The following is a 12,840-nucleotide window of genomic DNA, read 5'->3' on the forward strand; positions in this document are numbered from 1 at the left end:
CTGCCTATTTACTCTGACTCAGTACTCTTTGTTCCTTATCGCCCTTATCGTTGCTATCCCCCGCAAGCCTTCCTTGTTACCCGTCGCCGCAACGGCCTCAAAAATGCGCAAGGCATCGGCGAGCCGGTTCAACTTCATGTAGGAATAGCCGCGCAGGATCATGAGATCGGTGCGTTCGGGAGCGATCCGCGCCCGCTGGTCGAGCGCGAGGATGGCCTCGTTCGGACGGCCGGCGTTGAAGGCCTCCGTTGCGCGCGACGAAAGCAGCGCGATGTCGAGTTCGATCTGGCGGGATTGCTGCTGGCGAGCCTTTGAGGCGGCCACCGCGGCCTTGTCGCTGAGACCGGCACGCAGATAGGCAAGGCTTTGGCCGTAGGCGGCGTCGCTCCGCTGTGCCTCCGACCGGCTCAGGAGGCCGCGTTCGAATGCTGCGGCTGCCTCGAGTGGGCGATTGATATCCATCAGGCACCAGCCGCGCGACAACGCGTTCTCGGGTGAAAGTGCCTGCGGGTCGATTGTTGTCGTGCAGCCGCGGACCGAACGCGCGCCGGCATTGTTGGTGGCCGCGCGGGGCGCCTGACGCGGACGCGCTTCCGGCGATCTTGGTCGAGGCTCCTGCTCGGTTTGGAGTGCAGGCTGGTCGTATGCGTCGGCTCGCTGGCGGGAAATGGTCTCGGCGACCTGGTCCGCCAGGGTCCGAGGCGCCGCCGGTGGGGTGGGAGGGGAAGTCGGGGCTGGCATATCCTGCAGCGCAAGCGGCGTGGTCAGGGTCGGCCGCAGTTGCGTTTGCTCCAGCGTGTCGCCGAACCGCTCGGGCGAGGGCGCTAGCCCGGGTTGCCGCGTCTTGCGCTGTTCACCGAGCCGCGCGATGCGCTCCGAACGACCAGCCCAGCGCCGCTGGATCGCCGCTACGCCTGCCGCATCACCGAGCTGTTGGCGCGTCAGTACGAGCCCGTACGACGATGGTTCGTCGTCCGGCTTCCACTGCAGGGCCATCGAGAACCAGCCTGAAGCGGTCTCGAACTGATTGAGCAGATAGGCGTACCAACCGAGCTGCTGCGCGGCATTGGCATCCTTTGCTTCCACGACCTCTGGCACCATCCGTTGCAGGATCGCGGGCGCAATCTCCACCGGCGGGTCCTGCGCCAGAAGATTTGCCACGGCAGCCATGTAGACCGCCTTTGTGTCGTCCGAGCTGTCGCGCCATTCATACATGACTGCTTCGGCTTCTGCCGGGCGCGAGCGCGCGATCATCGCAAGGGCGAGGCCTTGTGCGGATGACGGCGCGCTTTCGCGATCATATGAAAGCTTGAACCATTTTTCCGCCGCCTCGAAATTATTGCGGCGCAGATAATACCAACCGAGGATAAGCGGATCGGAAGGCCCTGTTGTAGCGGTCGCAAGTTTCTCCACCCGCTCGACATCTGGCTGGGGTACGACAAGTTTCGGATCGGACCCTGCGTCGGCGACGGCTTTGCGCGCAAGGTCGTCGCGTATCGAATCGAATTCGCTCTTCCCGTCGGGCAGGATTTTGGCCTTTGCCAACAAGGTGTCGAGATCGGGCCGCGTCAGCAGCGGCAACGCCTTCTGTACCGTCGCAAGCCGTTCAGCCGGATCGGTACAGGTGTCGAGGATATATGCGTAGGCAGCTTTCGCCCGGGCCTCGCGATCGGTTTTGGCGAAGGCTTCGGCCGTCCGCCACAGCACGTCGATCTCGCTGCAGGTCATCAGACTGTTGTGGGCCGCGCCGACGCGGATAACCGTATCGTACTGCTTCAGGTCGGAGGCATTGATCAGTTGCTCGCGCGCTTCCGCAAGGTCCAATCGGTCCATCAGATCGGCGGGCGGTGTCCAGCCTTGTTCTGTACTCTGCCTATCCTGCACGGCCTTGCGCAATTCGGCGAGTTTGCCGTCGGCATAGAGCTTCCACATGGCATCGAGCGACGCATCGGTCTGAACGGGCACGGCGAGGGGATCGGCGGGGGGCGTCCAATCGGGGTAGAGCGCCCGCAACCGGGCGATCTCCGCCGCCAGTCGGCGCTGGTCGCCCTGGCGGGCAAAATAGCGCAACGCGGTTTCATCGACTTTCGGCGTCGTCGTGGGAGCCGGCGGCTGCTCCGGTGCAGGCTGTGTGCGGCGGGCAGGCGTTCGGCCGGACTGCGCGACGACATATTCACCGGCTGAATCCGCTTGGGCCGAACTGCCTTTTGCGCCTCCCAACAGCGCCGACCGGATCGTCTCTCCGGCCGTCGCCGACTCCGGCAGATAGCTTTGCTGAAGCGCAAAGGCTGCGGCGCAAGCGACTATCAGGGGTGCGATGATGAGGACCGGCTTCTTCATAAACATTCCGGATGCTGACTATGGGCGAACGAAAGCGATAATAAATGCAGCGTTGACGGGTAGTATAGAGACGGTTCGAACGAGCGTACGGCATCCGGCAGTTTTACCTTGTCCAGCACGCAAGCGACGAGTGCCGGAATGATCGCATACCCCGCATCGGAGAGCGTTTCCTTCACGTTTCCGCTGTCGCTGTCGGTAATGACCACCTGGCCGCTTTCCGAGGTCATGCCCTTGCGCAATCTCGTAAGCAATTCCCGGTCGTAGATGCGGGCACGCATGAGGTAAAGAGGAATGCGCAAGGCATTGTACCCAAATTCCGCGGGAAATCCCTTGGCGGGCTTTAACTGGGTTTTCGCTGACATCCAGTCTGTGGGCAGCGACCGCGGACCGGCACTGGCCTTATTGAGTAGCCCGACGCCAGTCATGCTCAATTGCATCCAGTCAGTCGTCTTGTCGATCGAGGCAAATTTCGGAAAGGCCTCGAAGACCCAATAGGACAGATTGATGATCGGACCGTCAGTGCGGTCGGTTTCGGAAAATCCCTTGGCACCCGGCAGCAGAAGCAGGCGGTCCTGCCATTTGACAACGTTCGATTTGCCAATTCCGCCGATGATCGTTTTTGCGGCGCCGATGAAATCGTTGCGCTCCCACTCGCCTCCCGCCAGCAACAGCGCATAGGCGATCAGAATATCGCCATCGGAGGCATTGTTGCTGTCGGTAATGTGCGGCTTTGCTGAAGGATCCCATTTCCACATGGCGAGGCCGTCGTCGCGCAACAAAAGCTCGGTTTTTGTAAATGACCAGATCAGATCGAAATCCGCTTTGCTGTTGGCAAGGTATGCGAGCAGCAATCCATAACCCTGGCCTTCACTATGGCTGATATTGCCGTTCGCATCGTCGATCACCCGCCCACCTGCATCGATGAAGCGTGATTTATAGGCGGCCCAATCCGCAGGTTTCACGGTTCCCGACAAGGTTTGTGCCATCGCAACTCCGCTGCCGGCCCAGGCGAGCAAAAGACATAGAAGGCAGGCATAGGCTCTCATATGCGCCTCCCGAGATTTGCCAGCATCCGCGAGGTCGTGATGCCAAGCAAGCAGGCAAGGACAACAAGGATCAATGAAAACCACAATATATTGCCGGAGAGCCAATTGGCGATGACCAGTCTCATGTTCGAAAATGACAGTGGCTGTGACTGAACAAAGGTGTAGTTACCCACCGGTACCATCTGCATTTCGTCGGTGCCGGCTTTGTAGATGGAAATATGGCCCTGGAGTTCGGGCCAGTGATCCTGCCGCGTCAGGGCGCGGACGCCCTCGATGAGATTGTCGTCTGTTGCCGACGTTGCCACCGTCCACACCCCGTCGCCGTTCGGATTTGGCCGCTGGGCAACAAGCAGCGTAGCGGCAGGTTCCGGCGTATAGGGCGCATCGCTCTCATCGGAGGTCATGAGGCTCGCCAGGGAAATGTTGAACGTGCGGTTCAGCCAGTCGTCAAAAGAGGAAATCTGGCCGCGCCAACCTCTTCCGGAAAGCCGCTCGCGCCACTCGTTGAAGTCGCTCTGCGTATTTTCCTCGGGTGCCGGTTCGACATTGCCTTTGACGGCGCTCCAGATCGTCCGAGTGTTTTCGGAAATCCCGGTCTGCGTCAGGACGCTCGATTCGATTTGCGGGATGGCGCCGATAAACAGGGCATTTGAATTCATGGCGGAATTCGCGGTAGCCCTCGGGTCGACCTCCATCGGCCGCCCGGCAGCCACGGCCATGCGGGCAAGCAGCGTTGCGGCCGCCGACAGGCTTTTTTCCCCGGCGTTGTTCATCACGACAGGCAATGGCTTGCTCGAACGGTTATAGGGGAAGCTCGTTCCGCTCAAGCCGGCAAGGTTGGGGAGGGTACCGATCCTGGCAAAACTTGGAATGACGAATTCAGACGAATCGAAGAGCGCGAACCGCGTCGTCGAGGATGCGTTGGATCCAGGCGCGCAGATGGAATCGGTCTTGGTGGTGAGCGCGGCCTCGATGGTGATCAGGTTCACGCCGGGCCGGAAGTGCCGCATGGTGAAGCTGATCGGAAAATGCCGCAGAATTTCGCCGCCTGAAGTGGTTATAGGTAATGTGGCGGCAATATTGTCGTTGACGTAAATATTGATCTGGCTGCCCGGCAAAACGTCTTCCGAGTAGGCGGCGTCGAGGAGAATGGTCGCCTTTCCATACTCGTTCGCGTAGAAATCCGAAGGAACGCCAATAGCAAATTCTGTTCGCAGCCGGCGTCCGGTGAAATTCTTCGTATCGACCCCAAGTTCGCTGAGCTTTACCCGCGATGCAGAAATGAAAAGCGGCACGTCGGGTGACCGCCATGTCTGCGTAGAAATGAACGTCCGCGGCACGCTGAGATCGCGCTTCAGCGGGTCGACAAACCCGGCAACCGCATTGGTGACAGATTGCCAATCGGCGCCGCGAAAGCGGAGGATCGAGCTGCCGGTTGCAGGGTCGTCCACAAATGCAACGCCGGGCGCCGTTCGACTGTCTCCTGCCCACAGCGCGAGGGTTTGGAGTTCCTCGTCGGTACCAAGGAGGACCGTCAGCGCGCCGGGCGACTGCTCTGCCGGCAGGGTGGACGAGACCGTCACGGTCTGGTTCGGCATATTGGCAAGGATCGCCAACCCCTGAGCTGTGTGAAGCATGGGAGCCGTCGCTTGGGTGCGGTCAATGGCGGGAACGACAATGTTGAACGCCGTTCGTCCGGTCCCGTCGACACCGATTGCACGTATGTCGTCCAGCTTCTTGAGCCTGCGCGGATTGTCCCCGGTGAAAGAAAGATAAGTCTTTGACGGATCGACTTCAGTCCACAATTCGTAGGTCGATTGCACCGTGCAGTCGGTGCGGTGGCGAAGGCTGGTGTTTATGCGGAATGTGTTGAGCCCCTCTTTCAGGACGCCGGCCGGTATCTTCGCCGTCAAAGTCTTCCGGCCCTCCGGCGACTGTACCGGCTCGCTGATGATGCGGGCGTTGTTGATCGAAACGGTCATGGTGGACCACTCCGGCGCCACGACCAGACTGCTCTGATAGGCCATTGTCAGAGTGGCGGGAGCTGCCGCCTGATCCGCAGTAATGAAAACCGCCCACGTCTTGTCACCGTTCTCACCGCTGAACGAAAGACTGTCCTGAGGAACTATATAGCGTCGCCATTGTCCGTCGGCCCTGATCGGCGCCGGCGGCAATTTGGGAGCGGGGGCGGGCGCGGCCGGTGCTTGTTGGCCGGGGAGTGGCGAGAACGGCGCGGCCGGCTTCTCGACAGGTGCGGGTTCGGCGGGGCGCTCCGGCGACATGTCGAAAGGCGCAACCTGCGCGTAAGAACTCAGGGTGGAAAGGCCGAGAAACAGGCAGGCGTTAAGCAGCCGCTTCATAGCGTACCCTCCCATTCCTTTTTACCTCTTCCAGTCAAGTGGCGGAAAAGATAGGAAAATCCACGATATGTCTGGAATATGGCGACCCCGAAAAACCAGATCGTACCCTTGAACAGGCCAGGATTGCCACGCCGATCCAGCTGGAACTTGGTCCACTGAGCCGAATTGGCAAAGATCAGATCGGCGATCAAGGAATGATCGGAGGGCTGGTCAGGCATGAACATGCAGCCGACCGACGTTTCTCCAGCTTGCTTTCTGACATTGCGGACCTGCAAGGGAAGATCGCCGAGATCTCCCGTTGCGAATGTCTTGAAGCGGACGTCTGTCAGCATGCCGATAGAAACCGCCTCGGCCACGTCGCCCAGCACCTGGACGCGCAGACCATTCACCGACACGTCGTCGATCGTTCCTTGCAGCCAGCGCTCGCCCACGCGAAATTCGCAGCGGCGGCTCACCTTGACGCGTCGCGAAGGCCGCTTGTCACCGCGCTCGGATACAACCCCAAGCGCACAGCCCGCGAAAACCAGATTGAGAAGATTCCACGCACCCACGACAAGCGTCACATCCGCTTTGTACGGTTCGGTGTAAATTCGATAAATCGTTACCCCCACGCCGACAAGCAGTACCAGGAAGATGACAAAGAAGGGCGTGCTCAATTCCGAAAGGCGGCTTCGGTCGATACGCTCGTCCTTCGCGGTGACCTTGAATGTCGGCTTGCGCGGGTTCAGGGCAACCGATACGACCGCAGGCAGGAGATGCACGGTCTGGACATATTCGTAGAGCTCGGAAATCCACGGCCAGCGGAATGCGCCGTAAAGATAGTTCTGCATCATCAGGTTCACGACCATGTAGATCAGCGTATAGGCGAGGAATTCGCCGCCCGATGCCGTGAAGATTTCAAGCCCGAAGAACAGATAGAACAGCGGCGCGACCAGGAAGATTGCCCGCGGGAATGGAAAGAGCCAGAACAACGTCGAAGAGAGGTAGCAAAGGCGTTGCGGGATCGTGAGCCCGCCATTGAATAACGGGAAGCGGAACCGCAGGATTTGCATCATCCCCTGCGCCCAGCGGCTGCGCTGGCCGATGAAACTTGCGAATGTGGCGGGTTGCAATCCTGCAATGAGTGGCTTGTCGAGATAGACGCTGTTCCAGCCCTTCGAATGGAGCGCGATGGCTGTCTCGCAATCTTCCGTAATGCTGATACCGCTGAAGCCGCCGGTAACATTCAGGGCCTCGCGGCGGAGCACCGCGGCCGATCCGCAAAAGAAAGCCGCGTTCCATTTATCGAGCCCGCGCTGGATGATGCCGTAGAACATTTCGTTTTCGGATGGCATTTCCTCGAATGTCCGCAGATTGCGCTCCAGCGGATCCGGGTTGAGGAAGAAGTGCGGCGTCTGCACGAGAAACAGTTTGTCGTCCTCATCGAAATACCCGACCGTTTCGAGCAGGAAATCGCGTGTTGGCGCGTGATCCGCGTCGAACACGGCAATCAGTTCCCCGGTGGAATGTTCAAGGCCGTTATTGAGATTGCCAGCCTTGGCATGGACGTTCTTTTCACGCGTCAGGTAGTGAACGCCCAAAGCCTCGCAGAGCTCCGAGAGATCCTTGAAGCGCTTTTCAGCGATGTGGGATTCGACAATCTTGTCGGCATTGCGCTTTTGCAGCGTACCGCCGTCATCGAGTATCCATACGGTGAGCTTGTCAGCCGGATAGTCCATGGCCTTGGCTGCGGCCATGGTGTTTGCAAGCAGTTCGATGTCCTCGTTATAGGTCGGGATGAACACGTCAACGCTTGGCAATTCACCTTTGGTTGCCGGCCGTGTCGTGCGGTGCGGCAGTGGCATCGAGACGACAAAAAGGCTGAGCGCCAACATCATCACGCTGTAAATCTCGGCGAGATAGAGCAGGAAACCTGGAATGAAGTTTTCGAGCTGGTTGACCGGAGGCAGCGTGCTCGTCGTACGCCAGTAAACATAGCGCATGACGATGGCCGTACCGAAAGCGAGGGCGATCAACCGCCAGATGCCGCCGGCATTCAGCGTCTTCAACACCATCATGAGGAATAGTACCGAGGCGCCGGCGATCAGCTGCGTCTGCAGATTCACCGGGAGCGTGACCAGCAGCAGAACGCTGATCGACGTTACGAGCCACATCAGGATGATGAGGAACTTACGCATGGACGGCCGTGCATTTCGATAGGCGGGCGGGCGAAGAATTCATCTCATGTCCTGGCGGCGGTGGGTTAATGGGAGGGTCATTCCCCAATGAATGTAACTGCGTTTTGGCTCCGGTTTATTGGGCGGCTGGTGGCGGGGGTGGAACAACGGCACGATTGATCTGGGCCGGTGCGGGCATGGGCGGGGCCGCACCCGATACAGGCGGGGGCGGTACGATGGGTCCGATCGGCGCAGGTCTTGCCGGACGGGTCTCGACAGCGGGCGCCGCGGGGGACAGTGCGCGCCGTTTTGGCGCCACTGCAACTGGTTGCGGCGCCGGGGGAGGCATCAATGCGGCGGATGGCGGCATGTCAGGCCCAGCTGGAAAGACATTGGCGCCCGGGCGGCCAAGACTTTCCGGCACGCCGGCCGGTTCGCCATAAGGGTTCCAGCTGTAATTGTTGAAGGCTGCGTTGATGGTAAAGCCATACATGAACGCCAGCAATTGTTCTTCGGTCAAGCGCGCGTCGCAAAGACGCAGCCGGATCTGGATCGAGCCGCGCCCGGTAAACCAGCGCGATTGTGTTTCAGGTGGCCGGATGCGCTGCCAGGCATAGACGCAAGTATCGCCGGAGCGTGAATGCCCGCTGGCGAAACCGAAGGCACCGTAGCGGTTCTGCACGAAGTTGGGAGAACGATGCATTGGAACGCCCGGCAGCGTGCCGCGGAGCTCGCGATCGATATTCGTTGTACCAAGCTGACGGTCGCGCAGCGTATCACCGCCCGAAAGGTTTGCCTTCACCGGTCCGAACAGCTGTACGCGCAGGACATTCTGCCCAGGCGTGCGGGCGGACGTTGCCAACAGAATTTCCTGTTGAACGGCATTGTTGTAGGACCGTTCGACGACGCTGACGATGGATGGACCGCCAGGCGGCGGTAGCGCATAGGCCTGCTGCGCGTCGACGGTTCGCGTCGATGCCAGGATCTGAGGCGGCCCCCCGGACGCGCAGCCGCCAACCAGAAGTAGCAAGATCAGACAGGAGGTCCTCTTCAACATTTGGGAAAACTAGGCGATTGAATTGATTCGTACAAAGGAAATGCTCTACGTCGTTGGGAAAGTTCATACTTCTCACGTCAACAGTTGCCCGATGGTTACACCTAAAAATTGAAGAACGGCATGTCCCGCAGAACTGTCCGTTGGACCTTAGCGTTATTTCCAACGTGGATCTTCGCAATTTGTTGGCCTTGGCCCTCGTCTGCTTCGATAATCCATCCGTCTGGTTGCTAATACTCGCGATTGCGGAACCTTTTGCCGGAACTTTCATCTAATATCTCCAGGAAGAGATCTACGAAGAGCGGAAGCGTGCAATTGGAAAGTGATGGCTCGCCGCGAAGGAGCCGCGTTGCGTTCCACAGTAGGTTGTTAACAGCCACCCATACACAGTCAGCCCGATTCCGGATTGGGCATAACGTCTGCGAAAGCCTTCCGGCTGTCTTTCAGATTTTGGCCGTTTGGTCTCGGCCCTCGTCGGCGCCGAAACTGTGGCCCGGCTGAAAGGCCACCCGGACTGTGGTAATGGGCCCAAGATCATTCCAGGTGGTGCGATGCAGGATCAACAATGCCTGGCCTTGCCTCGTCTGCAATAATCGTGCATCGCGGCGGTCGGCATTCTCAGCTGAAAAAGAGAATTCAGCCCGCAGATAGGGTGCGTTGCGCACCAGCCATTCATTGGCATTCAAATCCCGGAAGCCGGCGTGTTCAAGTCCCGGCACGACGTGCGGATTAATCCAGCGGTCTTCGAGCTGGTAGGGTTTGCCGTCGGCGTAATGCACCGCCCTGAGATGGACCAGCCGTTCCCCTTCCGGAAGACCGAGGCGTGCCCCGATGTGTACGGGAATCGGACTTAGCCGCTGCGCAACGACACGGTGGCTGTAGATCAGGCCCGCGTCCTCGACCTGCTCACGCACGATGGGAATCGAGAAGGTTGCCTTGCGCACCGGATTGACCACCACCCGCGTGCCCGCGCGACGCCGGCGATCGAGAAGGCCTTCATCGGCGAGCACTTGCAACGCCTTGTTGACCGTTGCCCGCGCGGCGCTGAACTCGACCGCCAGATCCGCCTCGTCCGGTATGCGTTCGCCTTCACGCCACTTCAGTTCGACAATGCGACGACGTACCTCGTCAGCGATGCTTTGGGCCTTGCGCATGGTTTGCCGCCTATGGCTGCTTCCGCCGATAAATATCCAGCGGAATGCGGGCAAGTTTAGACATATCCAGAAAATAAGTATAGACATATTTGCGGGCTTATGTGTAGACATATTCCGTGACAGCGCGCTATGGAGGAGTGCAGATGTACCGTTCCCGTTATACGGCAGCCAGCAATTTTGCGGCGCGTCCAATGTCGGAGGCGCCGGCATGAACCGGCCGCTGGCGGGGATCAAGGTGCTGGATCTGTCGCGTGTGTTGGCGGGTCCTTACTGCACGGCGCTCCTGGCAGATCTCGGAGCCGAGGTCATCAAGCTCGAACCGCCGGCAGGCGATGATTATCGCCATGTAGGCCCGTTCAGCCATGGTGAAAGCGCACTTTTTACTCTTAATAATCGCGGCAAACGCAGCATCGTACTGGACCTCAAGGTTCCGGAAGACCAGGCGCTGGCACAGATGCTCGCCGAGCGAGTAGACGTGGTGGTCGAGAATTTTCGTCCCGGCGTGGCCGAGCGCTTGGGCCTTGGCGCCGCGGCGCTGCGAGCGGCGAACCCCAAGCTTATCTATTGCTCGATCTCCGGTTTTGGCCAGGAGGGACCATTCAAGGATTTGCCGGCCTATGACCTCATCGTGCAGGCCATGTCCGGTCTGATGGCGAGCACCGGCGAGGAGGGAGGCGCCCCGCTCAAGACCGGTGAAAGCATTGCCGATCTGCTCGCCGGATTGTTTGCCAGCTGGTCCATCATGGCCGCGCTGGTGCAACGCAATTCCACAGGGAAGGGCGCCACACTTGACGTCGCCATGTATGACGCCCTGTTTTCAGTGTTGACGACCAGCCATGCGCTGCACCTCTATGCTGGCCTATTGCCGCAACGCGTCGGCAATCGCCATCCGCTCTCGACGCCCTTTGGCTGCTTTGCCACCAGCGATGGTCAGGTGGTGATAACCGTTCTGAACCCAAGGCAGTTTACCGCGCTTGCTCAACTTGTCGGCGCCCCGGAGGCCTTGGACGACCCGCGTTTTGCCACAGATGCCAGCCGCACCGAACATGAACCAGCTTTGAAGGCCTTGATCGAAAACTGGTCGCGCAAGCTGACCACCGAAGAGGCCATTGCCGCTCTCTCTGCGGCTGGTCTGCCGGCTGCCCCGATCTGGGACATTGCCCAGGCAATTTCGAATGAGCATTCGGCCGCGCGTGGACTGGTCCGCCTACTTCAGCATCCAGTGCTGGGGGAGGCGCCGACAGTCGGTCAGCCGGTTCGCTTCGACGGCGAAAAGCCGGTTGCAGCAGCTTCGGCGCCCCAGCTCGGCGGCGATCGCGAAACAATTCTGCGGGAGTTCGGACTGGAGAAGCGCGCATGACGGATGAATGGTACATGCTGGCCGACGAGGAGCGGCTGTTCTGCGACGTGCTTGGGCGGCTGTGTGCAGAACGCATCGCGACCAAAGCAGCGGCGACCGACGAAGCCTCTACCTTCGTCCATGAACAACTCGCGGTTTTGACCGAAGCCGGAATGCTGGGCGCAAATCTGCCGGAAGCCTATGGCGGGAGCTCCATCTCGGCAACTGCGCTGCTGCGGGCAGTGGCGATCGTCGCCGGAGCCTGCGGTTCAACTGCTTCTGCGCTGACCGCGCACTATCTGGCGACCGACTCCATTCTCATGGGCGGAACGGAAGCGCAAAAACAGAAATGGCTGCCCAAGGCGGCAACGGGCGAGGCTTTGGGATCATTCGCACTGACCGAACCCACAGCCGGATCCGATCCTGCCGACATGAAGACTCGGGCGCGCCGCACGAGCGCGGGTTGGCATGTCAAAGGCACGAAATGCTTCATCTCCAATGGCGGCGTCGCGGATTTCATTATTCTCTATGCCGTGACCGATCCGGAAAAGGGACATCGCGGCATTTCGGCCTTTATCCTTCCCAAGGGGACACCGGGGCTTGAAGCTGGTGCGGCTGAAGAGACAATGGGTCTCAAAGGCGGTCATGTCTTTACACTGAATATCGACTGCGAGCTGCCGTCCGATGCGCTGCTGGGGGAGGAAGGCAAGGGTTTTCGCACGGCCATGCAAGTGCTTGACAATGGCCGTATCGAGGTTGCCGCGCAATGCCTCGGCATGGCCGAGGCTGCAATGCAAGCTGCGATCGCCTACGCAAAGGAGCGTGTCATCGGCGGGCAGCCACTGAGTGACCGGCAGGGCATACGCTGGATGATCGCCGATATGGGTTTGGCCTATCGCTCGGCATTGCTCGTTGCGCAGGACGCGGCGCGACAACGGGATCTGGCGCATGCAGGTGGCGGGCGGTTTTCGCTCGCGGCCTCCATGGCCAAGTTGCACGCATCAGAAGCTGCGGGCCGTATTGCGGATATCGCGCTGCAACTGCATGGAGGCTATGGATATACGCGTGATTTCCCCATCGAACGGATCAATCGCGATCTTCGGATCATGCGGATCTACGAAGGCTCGAGTGAAATCCAGCGCATTATCATTTCCGGCCATATGCTGAACTGACCGAAGGCGACCCGTGCATCAGTCAAAGCGTAATGCATCCAATGGTTTCCCAGCGATCGCCGTAGGAACAACCGGCAAGAACCGGCGGAGGGTAATGCCTCCGCTCGTCGCGTTCCTATCCAGTGGTGACCGGCCAGACGCCGGTCTTGCTGCTTTGCCGAATCCGCTTATTGAGTACTTTTCGTTGCATTCTGGCATGGTAAGGTTGCGCAGCGAAGC

At 59.8% G+C, this 12,840-nt stretch carries 8 protein-coding genes; 2 read left to right on the plus strand and 6 right to left on the minus strand.

Features of this window, described 5'->3' with window-relative positions:
- Positions 1-18: 18 nt before the first annotated feature.
- The 6 genes from GF108_RS20670 to GF108_RS20695 form a co-directional block, all read right to left on the minus strand.
- Positions 19-2,340, minus strand: coding sequence for a cellulose synthase (locus GF108_RS20670; protein WP_153670198.1), 2,322 nt, complete (start codon positions 2,338-2,340; stop codon positions 19-21).
- Positions 2,337-3,386: a glycosyl hydrolase family 8 gene (locus GF108_RS20675; RefSeq protein ID WP_153670199.1), complete on the minus strand. Its 1,050-nt coding sequence runs from the start codon at positions 3,384-3,386 to the stop codon at positions 2,337-2,339. The genes GF108_RS20670 and GF108_RS20675 overlap by 4 nt, the downstream gene beginning before the upstream one ends.
- A complete protein-coding gene (locus tag GF108_RS20680) occupies positions 3,383-5,746 on the minus strand; it encodes a cellulose biosynthesis cyclic di-GMP-binding regulatory protein BcsB (protein ID WP_172982689.1) in 2,364 nt (787 codons plus the stop codon). The genes GF108_RS20675 and GF108_RS20680 overlap by 4 nt, the downstream gene beginning before the upstream one ends.
- Complete coding sequence (bcsA, locus tag GF108_RS20685; protein WP_153670201.1) at positions 5,743-7,923, minus strand: UDP-forming cellulose synthase catalytic subunit; 2,181 nt, start codon at positions 7,921-7,923, stop codon at positions 5,743-5,745. Before bcsA ends, GF108_RS20680 begins: the two co-directional genes overlap by 4 nt.
- 115 nt (positions 7,924-8,038) lie before the next feature.
- Complete coding sequence (gene bcsN / locus GF108_RS20690) at positions 8,039-8,932, minus strand: cellulose biosynthesis protein BcsN (protein ID WP_172982690.1); 894 nt, start codon at positions 8,930-8,932, stop codon at positions 8,039-8,041.
- A gap of 467 nt (positions 8,933-9,399) precedes the next feature.
- Positions 9,400-10,110, minus strand: a complete 711-nt coding sequence (locus GF108_RS20695) for a GntR family transcriptional regulator (RefSeq protein ID WP_153670203.1) — start codon at positions 10,108-10,110, stop codon at positions 9,400-9,402.
- 208 nt (positions 10,111-10,318) lie between these two features.
- On the opposite strand from GF108_RS20695, the gene GF108_RS20700 reads away from it, so the two are divergent.
- Positions 10,319-11,470: a CaiB/BaiF CoA-transferase family protein gene (locus GF108_RS20700; RefSeq protein WP_153670204.1), complete on the plus strand. Its 1,152-nt coding sequence runs from the start codon at positions 10,319-10,321 to the stop codon at positions 11,468-11,470.
- Positions 11,467-12,621 carry an acyl-CoA dehydrogenase family protein gene (locus GF108_RS20705; RefSeq protein ID WP_153670205.1) on the plus strand — a complete coding sequence of 385 codons (1,155 nt, stop codon included), beginning with the start codon at positions 11,467-11,469 and terminating at the stop codon, positions 12,619-12,621. The genes GF108_RS20700 and GF108_RS20705 overlap by 4 nt, the downstream gene beginning before the upstream one ends.
- Positions 12,622-12,840 lie beyond the last annotated feature (219 nt).

Origin of the sequence: Phyllobacterium sp. SYP-B3895 (assembly GCF_009647635.1) — a bacterium.
In the GTDB taxonomy this organism is placed as follows: domain Bacteria; phylum Pseudomonadota; class Alphaproteobacteria; order Rhizobiales; family Rhizobiaceae; genus Phyllobacterium; species Phyllobacterium pellucidum.

Coding starts and splice junctions, on each gene's coding strand:
- GF108_RS20680 (WP_172982689.1), bottom strand. CDS start 5,746: ATGAAGCGGCTGCTTAACGCCTGCCTGTTTCTCGGCCTTTCCACCCTG.
- GF108_RS20675 (WP_153670199.1), bottom strand. CDS start 3,386: ATGAGAGCCTATGCCTGCCTTCTATGTCTTTTGCTCGCCTGGGCCGGC.
- GF108_RS20705 (WP_153670205.1), top strand. CDS start 11,467: ATGACGGATGAATGGTACATGCTGGCCGACGAGGAGCGGCTGTTCTGC.
- bcsA (WP_153670201.1), bottom strand. CDS start 7,923: ATGCGTAAGTTCCTCATCATCCTGATGTGGCTCGTAACGTCGATCAGC.
- GF108_RS20700 (WP_153670204.1), top strand. CDS start 10,319: ATGAACCGGCCGCTGGCGGGGATCAAGGTGCTGGATCTGTCGCGTGTG.
- GF108_RS20695 (WP_153670203.1), bottom strand. CDS start 10,110: ATGCGCAAGGCCCAAAGCATCGCTGACGAGGTACGTCGTCGCATTGTC.
- GF108_RS20670 (WP_153670198.1), bottom strand. CDS start 2,340: ATGAAGAAGCCGGTCCTCATCATCGCACCCCTGATAGTCGCTTGCGCC.